This is a genomic window from Streptomyces glomeratus (genome assembly GCF_021462825.1).
Lineage (GTDB): Bacteria > Actinomycetota > Actinomycetes > Streptomycetales > Streptomycetaceae > Streptomyces > Streptomyces glomeratus.
In genome coordinates this window covers 10,966-31,128 of record NZ_JAKEEB010000014.1, presented here as the reverse complement: position 1 = coordinate 31,128, position 20,163 = coordinate 10,966, and the positions used below count along the sequence as shown (strand labels likewise).

The window sequence follows — 20,163 nt, the reverse complement described above, 5'->3', positions numbered from 1 at the left end:
AACGTTGAACAATATTTCCTGACGAAAAGGCCGGCACAGATGAGCGCTACCGTCGAGTAACTACGGTTATTTGACTCCGCAGGCTATCCGTACGGAAAACAACAGCTCAAGAGGGCCTAAGTAAAGGGAGGAAGTCTTTCAAACGGGACGTCGGGATTTTGCCATGGCATTAACCGCGCTCCAGTCGAGGGAGTGTCCCTCGATCCACAGCCGCGCCGCGGCCCAGAGCGCCTCCTCGCGGTCCGCGCTCCCGGTCGCGTCCGCTCTCGCCGGCAGCAGGGCCACCGCGTCGCTGCGGCCCTGGGCGACCGCGGAATGGCGCAGGGCCAGGGTTGTCAGGGCCCGGCCGGGACCCGCCTCGACCAGCAGAAGCTCCTCGTCGGCGAGCAGGGTGTCGAGCGCCGGCCCGAAGAGCACCGGGTCGGACATCTGGCGCGCCCAGAACCGCGGCCGGGTCGCCTCCTCCTCGCTCACCCGGGCCCCGGTGGCCGACGAGTACAGCGGAACGACGGGCGGCGTCAACCGGACCTCGGCGAAGGCCGGTTCGAACAGCTCGGCCGCGACCAGGGCGTGCGGTGTGTGGAAGGGCTGGGGAATGCGGGCGCGCCTCGCGAGGTAGCCGTCCGCGCGCAGCCTCCGCTCCACCGCGGCCAGTTGGCTCTCGGGGGCGCCCAGCACCGTCTGCCGGGGGCCGTTGACCACGGCCACGCTCACCCCCTCGACCGCGTAGGGGGCGAGTTCCTCGACGGAGGCGGCGACGGCGAGCAGACCGCCCGCCGGGACGGGCGCGTAGGTGTGGGACCGCGCGGCCATCAGCCGCGCCCCGTCGGCCGGGCGGAGTACACCGGAGACGGTCGCCGCCACCAGTTCACCGACGCTGTGCCCGAGCACGGCCGTCGGCCTCGGCCCCCAGCTCTCCACCATCCGGGCCAGCGCGAGCCCGACCGCGTACAGCAGGGGCTGGCCGAGTTCCCCGGCGTCGATGGAGGCGCTCGGTTCCTCGGCGAGCCACTCCTCGGTCAGCGGCTTGCCCCCGGCGGCCTCGTAGCCGGCGAAGAACTCGTCCATCGCCGCCGTGAAGGCGGGGTCCCGGCGGTACAACCCGGCGCCCATGCGCGGCCGCTGGGATCCGTGACCCGGGAAGAGGAGGGCGACCGGGCGCGGCGCGGAGCTCCGGCGGGCGCGGACCGCCGGGCGGCCCGAGCGCAGCAGGGCGACCGCACTTTCGGCGTCCCGCGCCACCACCGCACCGCGCACGGTGTGGTGCGAGGTCCGGGCCCCTCCGAAGCGGCGGACCGTCGCGTCCGCGGTGTCGCCGAACTTCTCGGGCGGCGTCTTCCGGAGCCAGGTCGCGAGCTCCTCCCGGAGGACCGTTTCTCCTGTCTCGTCAGGCGCCGACCAGATGAACAGCCGTGGCTCGGTGGTGCCCGAGGGCTCCACCGCGCCGGTGCCACGCTTCGCTCGTCCCCCGAGGTCCTTCATCTGGCCCGTGCCTCCTGTCGGTGTACACGTCGATCCCGGCGCCCGGCCGATCTGGACCGGCCACGCAGCTCGATCGAAACACCGCTGTCTGGAAGCGTTCTAAAGGCCATCTCAGGCCATCGCGATACCTTCGGTAACGGCCGGAGCCACCGGAGCCGCGCGCCGCGCGACCCGTTCCCTGATCGTCCGCGCGATCGTGACCAGCTCACTTCCCGGTCCGAAGATCTCGTGCACACCGGCCGCGCGCAACACCTCCGCATCAGCGGACGGCACAATTCCGCCAAGGAGCACCAGGACGTCGTCCAGGCCGGAGGATCGCAGTCCGGCCAGGATCGGCGGCACGGTCGCCAGATGGTTTCCCGAGAGGCTGGACAGCCCCAGCACGTCCGCGTCCTCGGCCAGTACGGCCCGTACGATCTGTTCGGCCGTCTGGTTGCCGACGTAGACGACCTCCATGCCCTGCTGCACCAGATACCGGCTCACGACCATGGTCCCGCGGTAGTGGGAGTCGAGGCCGGGCTTGGCCATCACGACGCGAATGCGGTCCACTTGACTCACTTTGCTCTCCTTCGGTCGCCGCGCGACGGTGGTGGGAGGACTCCGGGCGGCGGCTCCGGCCGCCGCCCGGCACGGTCAGATGAGCGGCTGGCGCCAGCCGCCGTGGAGGTCGCGGAAGACCTCCGAGCACTCCCCGAGCGTCGCCCCGGCCCGCACGGCCTCCAGCAGGGGCGGCATGGTGTTGCGGCCGGAGGCGGCCGTGTCCCGCAGGGCGTCCAGCGCCGCCCGCACCCGCGCCCCGTCGCGGCCGGCGCGCAGCCGCCGCAGCTTGTCCTCCTGCGGCTCGAGGGTCGCGGGCACCCGGAACGGGTCGATGTGCAGCGGCTCGTCCGAGCGGAAGCGGTTGACCCCGACCACCGTGCGGGTGCCGTCGTCGATCGCGAGCTGGCGCTCGTAGGCGTTGGCGAGCAGGTGCTTGTGCACCCAGCCCTGCTCCACGGCGGCCACCAGGCCGCCCAAGGCGTCGATCCGCGCGAGCAGTTCGTACACCCGCTGCTCGACCGCGTCGGTCAGGCTCTCCACGTAGTGGCTGCCCGCCAGCGGGTCGGCCGTGCGGTCGACTCCGGTCTCATGGCGCAGGATGTGCTGGGTGTGCAGGGCCGTCAGCGCCGCGCTCTCGGAGGGAATGGACAGGGCCTCGTCGTACGCGCTGACGTGCAGTGACTGGGCGCCGCCGAGCACCGCCGCGAGCGCGTGGTAGGCCGACCGGGTCACGTTGTTGAGGGGCTGCTGCGCGGTGAGCGCGGATCCGGCGGTCTGCACGTGGTAGCGCAGCATGCGGCTGCGCGGCTCCCGGGCACCGAGGCGCTCGGCGAACACCCGGGCGTAGACGCGCCGCGCCGCACGGTACTTGGCGATCTCCTCGAAGAAATCGTTGTCCGCGCTGAAGAACGCGGTCAGACGGCTCGCGAAGGTGTCCACGGGGTGGCCGCGGCGGACCATCTCCTCCGCGGTGGCGACCGCGTGCGCCACCACCAGCGCGGCCTCCTGCACGGCGTCGGCGCCGGCTTCGCGGTAGTTGTAGCCGGTGTAGCTGATCGCGTTCCAGCGGGGCACGTGCTGCAGGCAGTACTCGACGACATCGGTGGACAGCCGGAAGGCGAAGGCGGGCTCCAGCACGCTCGGCGCGGTCAGGACCACCGTCTCCATCATGAAGTCGTTCTGGAGGGTGCCGGCGAGGTCCTCCGGCCGGTAGCCGCGGCGTTCGGCGGCCACCAGGTACATGGCGAGCACGACCCCGGCGGCGACCGGGTGGGAGACCACGATCGAGACGCTCACCTCGTCCAGCGGGATCCCGGCGTACAGCGCGACCATGTCCTCCACGCTGTCGACGGCGACGCCGCCCTGGCCCGCGTCCGCACGGGCCAGGGGCGCGTCGCTGTCATAGCCGCGGTTGGTGGGGAAGTCGAAGACGGTGTTGACGGCCGTGGCCCCGTGCTCCAGGAGCAGCCGCAGCCGCCGGTTGGTGTCCTCCGGCGTGCCGAACCCGGCCAGCTGGCGCACGGCCCAGGGCCGCTCGCGGTACATCAGCGGGCGTACTCCCCGGGTGAACGGCGGCTCGCCCGGGGGCTCCGGCGTGCGCACCGGATGCCGCTCGGGGGTGTAGACGGCGTCCACGGGGATCCCGGCGTCGGTGGTGGCGGCGGTCTGGGTGTCCTGCGGGCGTACGCTCATGGCAGCCGCACCACTTGGGCCGCATAGGTGAGGCCCGCGCCGAAGCCGATGAGCAGCGCGAGGTCCCCGCTCGCGGCCTGGCCGCCGGTGAGCATGTGCTCCATGGCCAGCGGGATGGACGCGGAACTGGTGTTGCCGGTGGTGACGATGTCGTCGGCCACCACGACATGGGCGGGCAGCCCCAGTTCCTTGGCGAGGACCTCGGTGATACGCATGTTGGCCTGGTGCGGGATGAACGCGGCGAGGTCGTCGACGGTCACGCCGGCCGCCCTCATCGCCTCGCGGGCGGTCTGGGCCATCTCGTCCACCGCCCAGCGGAAGACCCGCCGTCCGTCCATCCTCATCACCGGCGGCGGACCCGCGGCGTCGTGCCGGTAGTCCCCCCAGGAGCGGGTCATGACCACGGCCTCCATCTGGTCGCCGTCCGCCCCCCAGACCACCGGCCCGATCCCGGGCTCCTCGGAGGGTCCGATCACGACGGCGCCGGCGCCGTCGGCGAGCAGGAAGGCGATCTGCCGGTCCGTCGGGTCCACCAGATCGGTCAGCCGCTCGGCTCCGACCACGAGGACGTGGTCCGCCTCCCCGCTGCGGATCATCGCCGAGGCGGTGCCGACCCCGTAGCAGAAACCGGCGCAGGCGGCGTTCAGGTCGAATGCGCCCGCCCGGCGCGCGCCCACCCGGTGGGCGACGTCCACCGCGACCGCGGGCAGCGACACCAGGTTGGTCGTGGTGGCCACGATGACGCAGCCGATGTCCAGCGGATCGAGGCCGGCCGCGGCGATGGCCTTCTCGGCCGCCGCGGCGCCCATCACGGCGTGCGTCTCCTCGCGCGTGGCGAAGTGGCGGCGCCGTATCCCCGACCTGGTCTCGATCCACTCCTCGCTGGAGTCGATGGACCGGCAGATCTCGCCGTTGTCCACGACCCGCTGCGGTCGGTAGCCCCCGACCCCGATGATGCGGCCGAAGCGTGGCTCCTGGCGGCAACTGGCTCGCAACACGCTCTTTCCTCTCCCTCGGGAACATCGGCCGCGCCCGGCGCCGCCCCGGTCAGGGGCTGCCGCGGTCCGGTCCACCCGCGGACGCGGGCCGGTGCGGCGATGGTCTCCGGAGCGGCTCTACGGGACATCGAGCACGACTGAAGGAAGCGCAGGTACGGCCGGGGAACGCGGACGTGGCGCGGCGAAGGGGCACACCGGGCGTTCAGGCGGGTCCTAGAGACCCACCAGCGGGCGTTGCCAGGGTGGCTGGCACTTGCCGCACCGAGGGGGCGAAAGACACAGGAGGCGAAAGCGTTGAGCACCTTCTTCACCCATGGACTGAGCGTGCTGGTGCTGTTGGGCAGCGGCATCGTCTCGGGGGTCTTCTTCGCCGTGGCCGTCAGTGTCATCCCGATGGCCATGGACCTGCCCGTCGACCGCTATGTGGAGGTGCACAAACTGCTCGGCCGCAACTACGACCCGATGATGCCGATCATCGTGATCACCTCGATCCTCGGGGACCTGGTGCTGGCCGCGCTGGTGGACCGGGCCTGGATCCGGGTGCTTTTCGTGCTGTCCGGGGTGCTGTTGCTCGGGGTCTCCGTCGTCTCCCGCGCGTGCAACGTCCCCATCAACCGCCAGGTCGCCCTCGTCGACGCCGGCACCATCCCGGCCGGCTGGCAGGACCCCCGGCCGCTGTGGCGCGGCTGGCACCACCTGCGGACGGTGCTGGCGCTGCTCGGGCTGGCCCTGAACGCGATCGCGGTGGCCTGGGTGGCCGTGTGACCTCGAAGGAGCACTGACATGACCGACCGACAACGGCCCGGTCCCCTGCCGGCCCACCGCTACCGGCCGCCCGCCACGATGGACCTGCCGGACCGCACCTGGCCGTCGCGGACGGCCCTGGCCGCGCCGCGCTGGCTCTCCACGGACCTGCGCGACGGCAACCAGGCGCTGATCGACCCGATGGGCCCGACCCGCAAGCGCCGGATGTTCGACCTGCTCGTGGCGATGGGCTACAAGGAGATCGAGGTCGGTTTCCCGGCCGCCAGCCGCGCCGACTTCGACTTCGTCCGGTCCCTCGTCGAGAACGACGCGATACCCGAGGACGTGACCGTCTCCGTCCTCACCCAGTCCCGCGAGGAACTGATCGCACGCACGCTGGAGTCGGTGGCCGGTGCGCACCGGGCGACCGTGCACCTCTACAACGCGACCGCCCCGCTGTTCCGCCAGGTCGTCTTCGGCACCGACCGGGCAGGCTGCGCCGCGATCGCCGTGGAGGGCACCCGGCAGGTGATGGCGTACGCCGACAAGATCCTGGGCCCGGAGACCGAGCTGGGCTTCGAGTACTCGCCGGAACTGTTCACCGACACGGAACCCGACTTCGCGCTCGCGGTGTGCGAGGCGGTGATGGACGTCTGGCAACCGGGCCCCGGCCGCGAGATCATCCTCAACCTGCCCGCGACCGTGGAGCGCGCCACTCCGAACGTCTACGCCGACCAGGTCGAGTGGATGAGCCGAAGCCTGTCCCGGCGCGAGTGGGTGTGCCTGTCGGTGCACCCGCACAACGACCGCGGCACCGCCGTCGCCGCGGCGGAGCTCGCGGTGCTGGCCGGCGCGGACCGGGTGGAGGGCTGTCTGTTCGGGCAGGGCGAACGCACCGGAAACGTCGACCTGGTGACGCTCGGTCTCAACCTCTTCAGCCACGGCATCGATCCGCGCATCGACTTCTCCCGCATCGACGAGATCCGCCGCATCGCCGAGGAGTGCACCCAGCTGCCGGTGCCGCCGCGTCACCCGTACGCGGGCGACCTCGTCTACACGTCGTTCTCCGGCTCGCACCAGGACGCCATCGCCAAGGGGTTCGCGGCGATGGAGCGCACCGCCGCCGGGACCGGCACACCGGTGGACCGGCTGCCGTGGGCGGTGCCGTATCTGCCGATCGACCCGCGGGACGTGGGTCGCAGCTACGAGGCGGTCATCCGGGTCAACAGCCAGTCCGGCAAGGGCGGTGTGGCGCATGTACTGCGCACCGAGCACCGGCTGAAGCTGCCGCGGCGGCTGCAGATCGAGTTCTCCCGGGTGATCCAGTCGCACACCGACGTGGCGGGCGGCGAGATCACCCCGGCCGAGATCTGGGCGGCCTTCACCGCCGAGTATCTGCCGGGGGCCGATCCGGGCGCCTCGGGCCTCGAGTTGCTCGCCCACCATCTGCTCAGCGAGCCGGACGGCCGGGTGACGCTCACGGTCCGGGTGCGGCTCGCGGGTGCCGTACGGGAGCTGACGGGCACGGGCACCGGTCCCGTCGACGCCTTCACCCGTGCTTTGGCCGGGGCCGGGCTGCCGCTACGGGTCCTGGACTACGCCGAGCACGCGCTGGCTGCCGGCGGCGACGCGCGCGCCGCCGCGTACGTGGAGTGCGAGGCCGGCGGGCGCACGGTGTGGGGCGTGGGCATCGACGCGAACCTCGTGCGTGCCTCGCTCGCCGCCATGGTCAGCGCGGCCCGCCGCATTCACCGGTGAGGGCCCCGGCGGGGCCCTTCCCCAGCCGAAGGGACGGAACGTGATCACGACAGGCTTGCCCGGGCCGGCCGAGGAGGCGCCACCGGTGCGGCTCCTGGATGCCGAGGGTCACAGGGTCGAGGACCCCCGGTGGGCCCTCGACCTCTCCGCCGAGGAGGAACGGTCGCTGTACCGGGACATGGTGCTCGTGCGGCGGTTCGACGCGGAGGCGACGACCCTGCAACGACAGGGCGAACTCGGCCTGTGGGCCTCCCTGCTGGGCCAGGAGGCCGCCCAGATAGGCGCGGGCCGGGCCCTGGATCTACGGGACTTCGTCTTCTCCAGCTACCGCGAGCACGGCATCGCCTGGTGCCGGGGCGTGGACCCGGTCGGGATGCTCGGCTTCTGGCGGGGCACCGCCCACGGATGCTGGGACCCGTACCACGCGGGCATGGCCAACTACCAGGTGGTGGTGGGCGGACACGCCCTGCACGGGGTCGGCTACGCCTTGGGCATGCAGCGGGACGGGGCTGACGGCGCGGTGCTGGTGTGCTTCGGCGACGGCGCGACCAGCCAGGGCGACGTCAACGAGGCCTTCACCTTCGCCTCGGTCTACGGCGCCCCCGTCGTCTTCTACTGCCAGAACAACCAGTGGGCGATCTCCGAACCCCTGGAGCGGCAGACCCGGGTGCCGCTGTACCGGCGGGCGCTGGGCTTCGGCTTTCCCGGGATCCAGGTCGACGGCAACGACGTCCTTGCGTGTCTGGCGGTGGCCCGGGGCGCGCTGGAGCACGCCCGCTCGGGGGCGGGACCGGTGCTGATCGAGGCGGTCACCTACCGGATGGCCCCGCACACCACGTCCGACGACGCGACGCGCTATCGCTCGGCCGACGAGGCGGAGGAGTGGGCGGCCAAGGACCCTGTGGCCCGGATGCGGGCGTATCTGGAGCGCACCGGGCGGGCCGACGCCGGCTTCTTCAAGGAGGTCGACGAGGAGGCCGAGACACTGGCGCTACGGGTGCGCGGGGGCTGCCGGGCGATGCCGGACCCACCCCCGACCGCGATCTTCGACCATGTCTACGCCGGCCCGCATACCCTGCTCGACGCCCAGCGCGAGGAGTTCACCGCCTTCCAGGCCCAGTTCGAGGACGCACCCTGACCGACCGGAGGACCGGCATGGCAGCGACGACCCTGGCCCAAGCGCTGAACCTTGGGCTGCGCAAGGCCCTCGAGGGCGATCGGAAGGTCCTCGTGATGGGTGAGGACGTGGGGCGGCTCGGCGGTGTCTTCCGCATCACCGACGGGCTGCACAAGGACTTCGGGGAGGACCGCGTCGTCGACACCCCGCTCGCCGAGTCGGGCATCGTCGGCACCGCGGTGGGCCTGGCCTTCCGGGGCTACCGGCCGGTCTGCGAGATCCAGTTCGACGGGTTCGCGTACCCCGCGTTCGACCAGATCGTCTCCCAGCTCGCCAAGATCCGCACCCGGACGCGGGGGCGGGTGACGATGCCGGTCGTCGTCCGTATCCCGTACGGCGGCGGCATCGGCGCGGTGGAGCACCACAGCGAGTCCCCCGAGGCGTACTTCGCGCACACCGCCGGCCTCAGGGTGGTCTCACCGGCAAGCCCGGCGGACGCCTACTGGATGATCCAGCAGTCCGTCGCCTGCGACGACCCGGTGATCTTCCTGGAGCCCAAGCGCCGCTACTGGGACCGCGAGGAGTTCGAGCCGGGTGCCGGCGCCCCGCTGGCGCTGCACGCGGCACGCGTGGCCCGGCCGGGCCGTGACGTCACCCTCGTCGGCTACGGTCCCACCGTCCGCGTCTGTTTGGACGCGGCGGCGGCCGCCGCCCAGGAGGGGCACAGCGCGGAGGTGATCGATCTGCGCTCGCTCTCCCCACTGGACACGGACACGGTCGCCAGGTCCGTGGCGAGGACGGGCCGGCTGGTCGTGGTGCACGAGGCACCGGGCTTCCTCGGCCCGGGCGCGGAGCTGGCCGCGTCGATCGGCGAGCGCTGCTTCTACTCCCTCCAGGCACCGACGCTCCGGGTGACCGGGTACGACACGCCGTACCCGCCGTCCCGTCTGGAGAACGCCTACCTCCCGGACCTGGAACGGGTCCTGGACGCGGTACACCACTCCCTGGCGTACTGAGTCCGGCCGGACACGGCGCGGGCCGGACTGCCCTCGGCAGCCCGGCCCGCGCATTTCCGCTGCGGTCAGGGCGCCTTCGGCGCCAGCTCCGCCGGGACGTCCCGCCAGACCTCGCCGACCAGCCGGTGGTAGTCGGCGCGCCAGCCGGCCAGGGCGGGGCCCATCTGTTCCCGGAACTTCGGGGGCAGCGCGGCGAGCGCCGCGTCGGTCACGGCCGGGTCCAGACCCTCGTCCGTCCAGGCCGAGATCAGCCAGGTCGGCGGCTGGTACGCGTCGCCGTCACCGTCCTGCGCGCCTCCCGGACCCTGGGGTCCCCCGCCGGGGCCGCCGCCCTGCCCGCGGCCGCCGCCGCCCTGGCCGCCGGCGATCTCCTCCGGCCGGACCCGGTCCACCAGGACCGGCACGATGTGCTTCTCCTCCTGCGCGAGGTGCCGGTCCAGATGCGCCTGAAGACGCTCGGTCGCGGCGCGGGCCGCCTCGATCGCGCCGGCCTCCGGCAGCCGCTCCATCTGCCGGGTGATCTCCTCCAGTTCGCGGTCGAGGTCCGCGTGGTCCTCCTCCAGCTCGGCCATGGCGGGCGCGAGTTCCCCGGCGCGCGAGGTGACCAGCGGGAAGAGGCTGTCGTCCTCGTTCTCGCTGTGGTCGGCGAGCGCCCAGTGGTAGAGCTTCCAGTGTCCGGCCAGGCGTCGCGCCTGCTCGGTGTCGTGCGGGTTCAGTGCGGCCAGGGCGTGTGGGAAGCGGGCGGCGTCGCGTCGCAACGCATGGTGGATCATGAGGAAGGACGTCGCCGCGGTGATCTTCCCCTCGGCGTCCAGCTGGAACCCTTCGGACATGCGTGACTCCTTGCGGTGGTCGGTGCCGTTCAGGGGCCGGCGCGGGCGGGCGGCCGGCTTCACGCGTCGTGGCCCCGGTTCCGCGCGGGCGGCGCGGGACCGGGGCGCACAGGACAGGCCGGTGACCTGGAGGGCGTACGGACGGCAGGTGTGCCGTCAGAACGCGGTGAGGTACCGCTCGATCTCCCAGTCTCCGACCCGCCGGTGGTACGCGGCGAACTCGCTCTGCTTCAACTGGGCGTAGTAATCGACGAATTCGCCGTTCGACACCTTACCGAAGGCCGCCCTCAGCACGGGGTCGGCGGTGACGGCGGCGGCCGCCTCGGCCAGGGTGGCGGGGAGCGCGGGAGCGGTGTCCCAGTCCCCCTCGCGCTCCAGGTTGGCCTCGTTGGGCGCCCCCGGGTCCATCCCGTGGTCGATGCCGTCCAGGCCGGCCGCGAGCAGCGCGGTCATGGCCAGATAGGGGTTGGCGGAGGAGTCGACGCAACGCGCCTCCACCCGGCCCGGGGCGGGCACCCGCAGCATCTGGGTGCGGTTGTTCCCGCCGTACGTCGCCCAGGTCGGCGCCCAGCTGGAGCCGGAGGCGGTGTCGTCGCGCGCCGCGAGCCGCTTGTAGGAGTTGACGGTGGGGCAGCCGAAGGCGACGACCGCGGGCGCGTGGGCGAGCACACCGGCGATGAACGAGTAGCCGAGGTCGGACATCCCGAGCCCGCGGGCGTCGTTGGCCCCGCGGAAGAGTTCGGTGCCCGAGGCGCGGTCCCACAGGCTCATGTGCAGGTGCAGTCCGCTGCCGGTGAGATGACCGAAGGGCTTCGGCATGAAGGTGGCGAGCAGCCCCGACTCCCGGGCCAGCATCTGCACCAGGTAGCGGAAGAGGATCACGCGGTCGGCGGTGACGAGTGCGTCGGCGTACGCGAAGTCGTGCTCGAACTGCCCGTTCGCGTCCTCGTGGTCGTTGGAGTAGTTGCCCCAGCCGAGTGTGGTCAGGGCCCTGCTGACGGTGGCCACGTGGTCGAGGGAGCGGCCGAGTCCGCGGGCGTCGTAGCACGGCAGATCCGCGGTGTCCTCGTCGTCGGCGACCGCGACACCTCCGTCCGGGGTGCGCCGGACCAGGAAGTACTCCGGTTCGGCACCGACCTTGAAGTCCATGCCCCGTTCCGCGAGTGCGGCGAGCCGGCGCCGGAGGATCACCCGTGGGGCGTACGGCCAGGGGGCGCCGCCGACGTGCGGGTCGCACATGACCGCGGCCAGGCCGGTGCGCCAGGGCAGCACGGTGTAGGTGGACACGTCCGGGACGGCCACCAGGTCGGGGTCGGCCGGGGACTGGCCGATGGCGCCGACGGCGTGGCCCGCGAAGCCGAGGCCCTCGTCGAGCAGCTCGGGGACGGCCGCGGCGGGGACGAGCTTGCAGCACGGCTTGCCGTCGATGTTGACGAACATGGCGAGGACGAACTCGATGTCGTCGCGGGCGACGGCGTGCAGGAAGTCCTCGGCCGTTTCGGGCGGTTCGGGCAGCCGGGGCACGACGGGGTGTCCGTATCCGAACATCAGAGGTTCACCTGCACCCGGTAGTGCTCCAGCCACATGTTGAGGCTGAGGAGCATCTCGATGTCCAGCCGGCAGATCCATGCCCACACCCCGGGCCGGCCCGCGACCCGCTGGGGGTCGGCGGCGACGGCGCGTGCGGCGGGCAGGTTGACGAACGGCCGCACGGGGGCGTTCGGGTCCGCGAGCACGTCGCGCAGCTGGCGGCACAGTTCGGTGAGGTAGCCGAGGTCCTGGGTGACCGGGTAGGGGCTCTTCTGCCGGTCGAGGACGGAGGCCGGGACGAGGTCCCGGGCGATGGAGCGCAGCAGGCTCTTCTCGCGGCCGTCGTGGTTCTTCATCGCCCAGGGGGTGTTGAAGACGTAGTCCACGAACTCGTGATCGCAGTACGGCACCCGCATCTCCAGGGCCGGTCCCATGCCGAGCCGGTCGCTGCGGTCCAGGAGCACGCCCAGCCAGCGCGTCAGATGCAGGTGGATGACCTCCCGCATGCGCCGCTCATGGGCGTCCTCTCCGGGCAGTACGGGGACGTCCGCGAGGGCCTCCCGGTAGCGCTGGGCCACATAGCCGCGCAGGTCGAGCTTCTGCAGCAGGCCCGGGTCGAGCAGTCCGAGGCCGAGACCGGGGTGGGTGGGGTCGAAGACGTGCATGATGGCCATCCAGGGGAAGGTCTCGGCCGAGACCACCTGCTCGTTGTGCACCCACTGGAAGCCGCCGAAGACCTCGTCGGCTGTCTCGCCGGACAGCACCATGGTCGCCTTCTCGCGCACGGCCTTCGACAGCAGATAGGCGGAGGCGTCCATGTCGCCGAACATCGTCGGCATGTCCTGGGTGACGACGGTGGCCAGCCTCACCTCGGGCGCGGCGAGTTCCGCGGCGGGCAGTGCGATCTCCTCGTGCAGGGCGCCGACGTGCCGGGCCATCTCGGTCGCGTACGGGGCGTCCGAGGTGCCGCGCATCTCGTCGGCGCGGAAGCCGTCCGCGCCGGTGAGGGTGAGGGAGAACGTGCGCAGCTGCGGCTCGTCGTGCTCGGCGACCCAGCGTGCGGCGAGCGCGGTCAGCACGCTGGAGTCGAGGCCGCCGGAGAGCAGGATGCCGCGGGGTACGTCGGCGACCAGCTGCCGGGCGACGACGGCCTCCAGGCGCTCGCGGATCTGCGCGACCGTGGTCGGCAGGTCGTCGGTGTGCGGGCGCGCGGTCAGCTCCCAGTAGCGGTGCTCGCTCACCCCCTTGCGGCTGAAGCGCAGCACGCTGCCGGGGAGCACCTCGCGGATGTCGGCGTAGATCGAGGTGCCGGGAGACTTGGTCTGGGCGAGCAGCTCGCGCAGCCCGTCGCCGTCCACGACGGTGGCGATGTCGGGGTGGGCGAGCAGCGCCTTGGCCTCGGAGCCGAAGACGATGCCGGTGGGCGTCAGCTTGTACAGCAGCGGCTTGATGCCCATCTGGTCGCGGATCAGCACGAGTTCCTCGCGCCGGGCGTCCCACACGCCGAAGGCGAACATGCCGTTGAAGTGCTCTCCGCACTTCTCGCCCCACTCGAGGTAGCCGCGGATCACCACCTCGGTGTCGCAGCGGGTGCGGAACCGGTGGCCGCGCGCCTCCAGTTCGGTGCGCAGCTCACGGAAGTTGTAGATCTCCCCGTTGTAGGTGACGGCGGCGAGCAGCCGCCCGTCCTCCTCCACGACCATGGGCTGGCCGCCGCCGGGGATGTCGATCACGGCGTTGCGGGTGTGCCCGAAGCCCGCATGGGCGCTCACCCAGACGCCGTCCCCGTCGGGGCCACGGCAGGCCAGGGTGTCCGTCATGGCTCGTACGACCGGCCGCTCGGCGGAGATATCGCGCTCGAAGTCGGCCCATCCGGCGATTCCGCACATGCCCTCTGGCTCCTTCCGACGGTGCCCGCCCCAGCGGCGGGATTGACCATCACCGCAACCCGCCCCATGGTGGAGGCGGCCCTTCGAGGCGATCTGGTGTCCCGGTAGGCGTCGCGGCCGGGGCGCGCCGGGGCCGCGGCGGCCGGGGCCCGGCGTCCCACCGCGTGCGCAACGTCGTTGCAACGTGCCTCGTGCTGGAATGGACCCGTGACGATGGACGTGGTCCCGCGCGTGGAGCTGACCCCCGCGGCCGCCGAGCTGGTGCGGCGGCTGCGGGAGGTCCACGGGCCGTTGATGTTCCACCAGTCCGGCGGCTGCTGTGACGGCAGCGCCCCGATGTGCTACCCGAAGGGCGAGTTCCGCACCGGCGGTTCCGATGTGCTGCTCGCGGAGCTGGAGGTCGACGGGGTCGACGAGCCGGTGGGTTTCTGGATGTCGAGAAGCCAGTACGAGGTGTGGAGCCACACCCGGCTGATCGTCGACGTCGTGGCCGGCCGTGGCAGCGGTTTCTCCCTGGAAGCACCCGAAGGAGTGCGTTTTCTCATCCGTTCACGCGTCGTAGGCGCCTGATCACCGTACGAGACACCGCCATCTGCTGCACTTTCCTCTGAGTCCTGCGTAGTTGAGGAGACATCAGGGGGAAGCGTGACGCCTCGCGACAGACGGCTCAGAACGGTACTGACGGCCCTGGTGGCATGGAGTGCGCTGGCCGGTGCGGCCCTGGTGGGGGCGGCGCCGGCCACCGGTGTGCCGGACGCCCGGACGATCGCTCCCGGTGTCCTCTACAGCCAGTTCGACATTCCCGCGGCCCACGGGGTGACCCACGCCCACCTCGTCACCGTCGACCTGCGGGATCCCCGGGTGCGGGTGGACCTGATGTACCCGGGCGCCGTCGCCGCCCGGGCCACCGTCTCCCGGCTCGCCGGCGCCCGGGGCGCGATCGCGGGGATCAACGGCGACTTCTTCGACATCTCCGAGACCCAGCACCCGGGAGTGGAGGCGACCGGCTCCAGCGACGGCCCGGCGATCGCGGGCGCGCACGTGCTCAAGGCCGCCGTGCCGAACGGGCAGCGCTTCGGGCCCCGTCTGCCGCCCGGTGCCGACAGCGAGGACGTGCTCGGGGTGGGTTCCGACCGCAGGGCCCGCCTGGACCGGCTGTCCCTGAGCGGCTCCGTGCGCACGCCCCACGGGCGGCTGACGCTGGGCGGGCTCAACCAGTACGCGCTGCCGGTGGGTTCGATCGGGGTCTACACCTCGGACTGGGGCAGTACCTCACGGATGCGGGCGGTCTGCGGGACCGACACCGACCGGGGCGCGCCGTGCAGCGTGGACACCTACGAGGTGACGGTGCGCAACGGCCGGGTCGTCGCCGCCGCCGGCCGGCCCGGCGGCGGTCCCCTCGCCCGCGGCACCACGGTGCTGGTCGGCCGTGAGGCGGGGGCCCGGAAACTGCGCACGCTGTACCGGGGCGAGCGGGTGCGGGTGATCCGGCGTCTGGTGGCCGCCTCCTCCAGGACCCCGTACCGCTTCGCCGTCGGCGGCTTCCCGGTGCTGCGCCACGGCGTGCCCTCGGCCGGCCTGGACGATTCGACGTCCGCCGTGCGCACCGCGGTGGGCATCGGGCACGGGGGCCGGCGTCTGCTGCTTCTCGCGCTGGACGGCGCGTCCGCCTACCGCAGCGGTCTCACCCTCGCCGAACTCGCCTCGGAGCTGAGGAGGCTGGGCGCCTCCGACGGCTTCAACCTGGACGGTGGCGGCTCCTCGACACTGGTCGCCCGGCGGGAGGGAGCGGGCGCGGTGACGGTGCGCAACCATCCCAGCGGAGGCGCCGAACGCCCGGTACCCAACGGCATCGGTGTCTTCTCCGCCTCATGACGGCCGTCACGTCGACACTGTCTGCCGACGGCCGTCACGTCGACGCGCCGTCTGCCGACGGCCGTCTCCCGATGCTCGTCCTCTGACGGTCAGGGACGCAGGCCACCGACGATCTGCGCCGTCGCCGCGAGACCCTGGTGGAGCGTCGGGGCCATGCTGGAGCCGGCCAGGAAGAAGCCGAGCAGTATGCAGATCAGGGCATGGGAGATCTTCAGTGCGCCGTTGCGGATGTAGATCACCGCAATGATCAGGAGCAGCAGCACAACAGAGATGGACACGGCCATCGTCAGCCTCCTTCGCCACGCGCGCTTCGCGGCTTTCGGCCGCAAGTGTGGCGTAGCGAAGGGTTCGTCCGGGCGGCTGACGTGTCCCCCGAACGTGTGGTTCTACGGCCGCTCGTGGGAATCGAGGAAGCTCTCCAGGCCGGTGAGGTCGTCCGTGTTGAGGTAGTCGACGCCGGCGTCCGCGAGTTCGCTCCACACGGCGTCCCGGGCCGGTCCCACGGCGTCGGGCGTGGCCCAGAAGCGCACCTTCTGCCGGTGCGCGTGCGCCCGGTCGACGATGTCGCGCAGCCTGCGCCGCTCGGTGTCCGGGAACGGACCGTCGCCGAGCCAGCCGAAGTCGGCCGTCCAGTTGTCGCTGATGAGCGGCACGAAGGCGGCGGGGGCCGGACCGTCGAGGTCGCTGAGACGGCCGTCGTAGAAGGCGTACCGCATGCTCTGCGCCTCCATCGGCGCGCGGGCCGCGCGGTCGCCGGAGACGACGGCGGTGACGGGTCCCGCGTGGACGCGTCCGTGCGCGTACAGGGTGAACAGGTTGCGGTGGTGCCGCAGATGGCGGTCGAGTTCGAGGTAGGTCGACGAGCCCTCGGTCTTGATGTCGATGAGGAGCTGCAACGGCCTGCGCCATCCCCGGTGGACGGAGCCGTGGTTGGCCTTGACCAGGGCGGCGAGCGGGTCGAGGTAGAGGGATTCCAGGGTGCGCGTGGGGTCGAGTGCGGCGGGGTCGTGGGCGACGAGGAGCTGGTCGCCGACGAGGTGGATGTCGGCTTCGACGCTGCCGAAACGGTGGTCGAGGGCGTCGAAGAGGGGACGCGGATGCTCGTAGTCGTTGTGCGCGTGCGCGCGCCACAGCGGGCGCGGCCCACACCTGCCTTCGCCGGCCCGCGCGTGCGTGGCGGGCAGGGCGAGGGAGCCCGCGAGGGCGGCGCCGAGGGCGGTAAGGGCTCTGCGACGGGTGGTGAGGGCCATGCTCTGCCTCCCTTGTAGGGCCGTACGGAACCTCAGGGAGTATGCGGCGCGCCGGGAGCCGACGCGCCCCACCGGGCGGGAACTTGGCCGGACCGCCGCTCCGGGTTCACTTCTCCGGGCGGCGGGCATGGAAGGGGCCCGCCGCCCCGAGGGCAGACGGGCCCCTTCCCCGGTCGTCTACAACGGGGGCCGCAGATCGACCAGTTCGGCCAGTGCCGCACGGTGGCGGCCTGCGGTCCCGTACGCGATCGCATCCGCCTTCGCCCGCTTCAGATACAGGTGGACCGGGTGCTCCCAGGTCATACCGATCCCGCCGTGCAGCTGGAGGGCCTCCTCGGCGGCGTGGACGGCGACGGGGGCCGCGTACGCCGCGGCGACGGCGACCGTCACGTCGGCGTCCTCAAGGGTGGCCAGGGCGTCGGCCGCGCCCCTGGCGGCGGCGCGCAGGCCGGCGATCTCCAGCCACAGCTGGGCGAGTCGGTGCTTGAGTGCCTGGAAGCCGCCGACGGGCCGGTTGAACTGCTTGCGTTCCTTGAGGTAGCGCACCGTCTCGGTCAGCGTCCAGTCGGCGAGGCCGAGTTGCTCGGAGGCGAGCAGCCCGGCGCCGGCCCGCAGGGCCCGTCGCACGGCGGGCTCGGCCTCCCCGATGCGGCGTCCCGGAGACCCGTCGAGGGTGACGGTGGCGACCGGCCGGGTCTGGTCCAGGGACACCTGCGGGGTGACGGTCACGGCGCCCGCGTCGACGGCGTGGAGACCGCCGTCGTCCGCCGGCACGAGCAGCACGTCCGCGGCAGCGGCATCCGCGATCCCGGTCAACGTCCCGTGCAGGGCGCCGCCTTCGCTTCGCACGGCCGTGAACGCGCCGCCCGGGGCGATGTGCAGTCCGACCGCGAGGACGCCGATGGCCCGCCCGGAGGCGAGCCGCAGCAGCAGCTCGTCGTCCCCGCATGCGAGCAGGGCCTCCGTGGCCACCACCGCGCTGCTCAGATAGGGCACGGGCGCGACCGCCCGGCCCAGTTCCTCCAGGACGACGGCGGCTTCGCGGTGGGAGGCCCCGTGACCGCCGAGTTCCTCGGGCACCAGCAGCCCGGCCAGGCCCATGGCGTCGGCGAGCGACTTCCACAGGGCGAGGTCGTGCGGCGTGTCCGACTCGGTGCGGGCTATCACGCCGGCGGGGTCGCAGTGGTCCGTGAGGAGGTCACGGACGGCGACGCGCAGCGCCTCTTCCTCCTCCGAGTAGAGCAGGTCGGTCATCGGGCGAGGTCCTTCCACGCGACGTCCTTGTCGGTGCGCGGCTCGGCGGGCAGGCCGAGGACGCGCTCGGAGACGATGTTCAGCAGGACCTCGCTGGTCCCGCCCTCGATGCTGTTGCCCTTGGCGCGCAGATAGCGGTAGCCGGCATCGCGGCCGGTGAAGTCGACGAGTTCGGGCCGGCGCAGGGTCCAGTCGTCGTAGTGGAGGCCCTCCTCGCCGAGGAGTTCGACCTCCAGCCCGCTGATCTCCTGATTGAGGCGGGCGAAGGCGAGCTTCATGCCGGAGCCCTCCGGGCCGGGCTGGCCCGCGGAGAGCTGCTGGCGCAGCCGCTCTCCGGTGAGCCGGACGACCTCGGCCTCGACCCACAGCGTCAGCAGGCGCTGATGCAGGTCGTGGGTGCGCAGTTCGGGGCGCTCGCGCCAGGTCCTCGCGACCGGACCGATCATGCCGCCCTCACGCGGTATCCGCATACCGCCGATGGACACACGCTCGTTCATCAGCGTGGTCTGCGCGACGCGCCAGCCGTCACCGATCCCGCCCAGGCGACGGTCGTCGGGGATGCGGACGTCGGTGAGGAACACCTCGTTGAACTCGGCCTCGCCGGTGATCTGCCGCAGGGGCCGGACCTCGACGCCGGGGTCCGTCATGTCGCAGATGAAGTACGTGATGCCCTGGTGCTTGGGCACGTCCGGGTCGGTGCGGGCGATGAGGATGGCCCAGCGGGCGACATGGGCGCTGGAGGTCCACACCTTCTGCCCGTTGACCACCCAGTCTCCCCCGCCGTCCCGGACGGCACGGGTGCCGAGTGCCGCGAGGTCGGAGCCCGCGCCCGGCTCGCTGAACAGCTGGCACCACACCTCCTCGCCCGTCCACAGGGGCCTGAGATAGCGCCGCTTCTGTTCCTCGGTGCCGTAGCGGAGGATGGTCGGCGCGGCCATGCCGAGGCCGATGCCGAGGCGCCGCGGGTCGTTGTCGGGTGCGCCCGCGGCCTGGAGTTCGGCGTCGACGACCGCCTGGAGCGAGCGAGGGGCGCCGAGGCCGCCGAGGCCCTCCGGGTAGTGCACCCAGGCGAGTCCGGCGTCGAAGCGGGCCCGCAGGAAGTCCAGGCGGCCGGTCGAGGCCGGAGGGTGCTCGGCGAGCAATGCGCGGGTGCGCTCGCGCAGTTCGGCTGCGTCGGTCATGCGGCGGCTCCGTTCTCCGGTACGACGGCGATCCGGCCGGTGGTGACGCCGTCGGCGACGCGCTGCACGGCGTCCGCGGCCCCGCCCAGCGGCACCCGCTCGCTCACGAGGGGCTTGATGGCGCCCTGGGCGGCCAGTTCCGTGAGCTGCTCGTGGCAGTGCTGGATCAGCTTGGGGTTCTTGGTGTTGTACAGGCCCCAGTGCAGGCCGAGGATGGAGTAGTTCTTGACGAGGGCGTGGTTGAGCGCCGGGCTGGGGATGGACCCGCTGGCGAAGCCGACGACGACGATACGTCCCTCGAAGGCGACCGTCTTCGCGGACTGCGCGTAGGCCTCCCCGCCCACCGGGTCGTAGATCACATCGGCGCCCCGGCCGCCGGTGGCCTCCTTGACTGCCGCGATGACGTCCTCGGTACGGCGGTCGATCACGACGTCGCAGCCCAGCTCGCGGGCCACGGCGGCCTTGCCGGCGCCGCCGACGACGCCTATGACGGTGGCGCCGGCGGCCTTGCCGAGCTGCACGGCCGCGCTGCCGACCCCTCCGGCGGCGGCGTGCACGAGCAGCGTCTCCCCGGCCTGGAGGGCGGCCCGGCGGTGCAGACCGAACCAGCCCGTCTGGTAGCCGATGTGCAGGGCCGCGGCCTCGGCGTCGTCGAGGGCCTCGGGCGCGGGCAGGACAGCGGCGGCATCGGCGACGGCGTACTCGGCGAAGCCCCCGTACGGCAGCGCCGGGTTGGCGATCACCCGTCGGCCGTCCTCCGTCTCGCCGCAGATCTCCACGCCCGGCGTGAACGGCAGCGGCGGCCTGATCTGGTACTGGCCGCGGCACAGCAGCGCGTCGGGGAAGTTGATGTTCGCGGCCCGCACCTTCAGCAGGACCTGACCGTCGCCGGGCGTGGGCGGCTCCACTTCCGCCAGCCGCATCACCTCACTCGGCTCGCCGTTCTCGTGCACTTGCCATGCCTGCATACGCGGCCTCCAGGGGGCTGTGCTGGTCGTCTTCAC

18 protein-coding genes are annotated in these 20,163 nt (G+C 72.3%); 6 read left to right on the top strand and 12 right to left on the bottom strand.

Annotation, left to right across the window (positions count from 1 at the left end; all coding sequences use genetic code 11):
* Positions 1-138: 138 nt before the first annotated feature.
* The 4 genes from LZ604_RS18370 to LZ604_RS18355 all read right to left on the bottom strand — a co-directional run bounded on the left by LZ604_RS18370 (position 139) and on the right by LZ604_RS18355 (position 4,712).
* A complete protein-coding gene (locus LZ604_RS18370; RefSeq protein WP_234516409.1) occupies positions 139-1,482 on the bottom strand; it encodes an acyltransferase domain-containing protein in 1,344 nt (447 codons plus the stop codon).
* Positions 1,483-1,593: 111 nt separating this feature from the next.
* Positions 1,594-2,031 (bottom strand): cobalamin B12-binding domain-containing protein, encoded by a 438-nt coding sequence (locus LZ604_RS18365; RefSeq protein ID WP_308283606.1) that lies wholly within the window; start codon positions 2,029-2,031, stop codon positions 1,594-1,596.
* 84 nt (positions 2,032-2,115) lie between these two features.
* Positions 2,116-3,714 carry an acyl-CoA mutase large subunit family protein gene (locus LZ604_RS18360; protein ID WP_234516407.1) on the bottom strand — a complete coding sequence of 533 codons (1,599 nt, stop codon included), beginning with the start codon at positions 3,712-3,714 and terminating at the stop codon, positions 2,116-2,118.
* Complete coding sequence (locus tag LZ604_RS18355) at positions 3,711-4,712, bottom strand: beta-ketoacyl-ACP synthase III (RefSeq protein WP_234516405.1); 1,002 nt, start codon at positions 4,710-4,712, stop codon at positions 3,711-3,713. Before LZ604_RS18355 ends, LZ604_RS18360 begins: the two co-directional genes overlap by 4 nt.
* Before the next feature lie 294 nt (positions 4,713-5,006).
* Between LZ604_RS18355 and LZ604_RS18350 the strand changes: the two genes are divergently transcribed.
* From LZ604_RS18350 to LZ604_RS18335, 4 genes are read left to right on the top strand one after another with little or no spacing between them, the layout of a single operon-like run.
* Positions 5,007-5,477 carry an anthrone oxygenase family protein gene (locus LZ604_RS18350; RefSeq protein WP_234516403.1) on the top strand — a complete coding sequence of 157 codons (471 nt, stop codon included), beginning with the start codon at positions 5,007-5,009 and terminating at the stop codon, positions 5,475-5,477.
* Between the two features lie 18 nt (positions 5,478-5,495).
* Entirely contained in the window at positions 5,496-7,214 is a 1,719-nt protein-coding gene (gene leuA, locus LZ604_RS18345) for a 2-isopropylmalate synthase (RefSeq protein WP_234516401.1), read from the top strand.
* A gap of 40 nt (positions 7,215-7,254) precedes the next feature.
* Positions 7,255-8,352 carry a pyruvate dehydrogenase (acetyl-transferring) E1 component subunit alpha gene (pdhA, locus tag LZ604_RS18340; RefSeq protein ID WP_234516399.1) on the top strand — a complete coding sequence of 366 codons (1,098 nt, stop codon included), beginning with the start codon at positions 7,255-7,257 and terminating at the stop codon, positions 8,350-8,352.
* A 17-nt stretch (positions 8,353-8,369) separates the two neighbouring features.
* Positions 8,370-9,347 (top strand): alpha-ketoacid dehydrogenase subunit beta, encoded by a 978-nt coding sequence (locus LZ604_RS18335; RefSeq protein WP_234516397.1) that lies wholly within the window; start codon positions 8,370-8,372, stop codon positions 9,345-9,347.
* A 65-nt stretch (positions 9,348-9,412) separates the two neighbouring features.
* On the opposite strand, the gene LZ604_RS18330 is transcribed toward LZ604_RS18335, so the two are convergent.
* The 3 genes from LZ604_RS18330 to asnB all read right to left on the bottom strand — a co-directional run bounded on the left by LZ604_RS18330 (position 9,413) and on the right by asnB (position 13,599).
* Complete coding sequence (locus LZ604_RS18330; protein WP_234516395.1) at positions 9,413-10,180, bottom strand: hemerythrin domain-containing protein; 768 nt, start codon at positions 10,178-10,180, stop codon at positions 9,413-9,415.
* 156 nt (positions 10,181-10,336) lie between these two features.
* Positions 10,337-11,728 (bottom strand): type III glutamate--ammonia ligase, encoded by a 1,392-nt coding sequence (gene glnT, locus LZ604_RS18325; protein ID WP_234516394.1) that lies wholly within the window; start codon positions 11,726-11,728, stop codon positions 10,337-10,339.
* Positions 11,728-13,599, bottom strand: coding sequence for an asparagine synthase (glutamine-hydrolyzing) (gene asnB, locus LZ604_RS18320; RefSeq protein ID WP_234516392.1), 1,872 nt, complete (start codon positions 13,597-13,599; stop codon positions 11,728-11,730). The genes glnT and asnB overlap by 1 nt, the downstream gene beginning before the upstream one ends.
* Positions 13,600-13,812: 213 nt before the next feature.
* On the opposite strand from asnB, the gene LZ604_RS18315 reads away from it, so the two are divergent.
* Together LZ604_RS18315 and LZ604_RS18310 are read left to right on the top strand one after the other, a co-directional pair.
* Positions 13,813-14,169 carry a DUF779 domain-containing protein gene (locus LZ604_RS18315; protein WP_234516578.1) on the top strand — a complete coding sequence of 119 codons (357 nt, stop codon included), beginning with the start codon at positions 13,813-13,815 and terminating at the stop codon, positions 14,167-14,169.
* 75 nt (positions 14,170-14,244) lie between these two features.
* Positions 14,245-15,474: a phosphodiester glycosidase family protein gene (locus LZ604_RS18310; protein ID WP_234516390.1), complete on the top strand. Its 1,230-nt coding sequence runs from the start codon at positions 14,245-14,247 to the stop codon at positions 15,472-15,474.
* A gap of 89 nt (positions 15,475-15,563) precedes the next feature.
* On the opposite strand, the gene LZ604_RS18305 is transcribed toward LZ604_RS18310, so the two are convergent.
* The 5 genes from LZ604_RS18305 to LZ604_RS18285 form a co-directional block, all read right to left on the bottom strand.
* Positions 15,564-15,758 (bottom strand): hypothetical protein, encoded by a 195-nt coding sequence (locus tag LZ604_RS18305; RefSeq protein WP_234516388.1) that lies wholly within the window; start codon positions 15,756-15,758, stop codon positions 15,564-15,566.
* A gap of 102 nt (positions 15,759-15,860) precedes the next feature.
* Positions 15,861-16,724, bottom strand: a complete 864-nt coding sequence (locus LZ604_RS18300) for a phosphatidylinositol-specific phospholipase C/glycerophosphodiester phosphodiesterase family protein (RefSeq protein ID WP_234516387.1) — start codon at positions 16,722-16,724, stop codon at positions 15,861-15,863.
* Between the two features lie 177 nt (positions 16,725-16,901).
* Entirely contained in the window at positions 16,902-17,978 is a 1,077-nt protein-coding gene (locus LZ604_RS18295; protein WP_234516385.1) for an acyl-CoA dehydrogenase family protein, read from the bottom strand.
* The gene (locus LZ604_RS18290; protein WP_234516384.1) at positions 17,975-19,159 is read right to left on the bottom strand and encodes an acyl-CoA dehydrogenase family protein; all 1,185 of its coding nucleotides are present in this window, start codon (positions 19,157-19,159) and stop codon (positions 17,975-17,977) included. Before LZ604_RS18290 ends, LZ604_RS18295 begins: the two co-directional genes overlap by 4 nt.
* The gene (locus LZ604_RS18285; protein ID WP_234516382.1) at positions 19,156-20,127 is read right to left on the bottom strand and encodes an NADPH:quinone oxidoreductase family protein; all 972 of its coding nucleotides are present in this window, start codon (positions 20,125-20,127) and stop codon (positions 19,156-19,158) included. The genes LZ604_RS18290 and LZ604_RS18285 overlap by 4 nt, the downstream gene beginning before the upstream one ends.
* Positions 20,128-20,163: the final 36 nt, after the last annotated feature.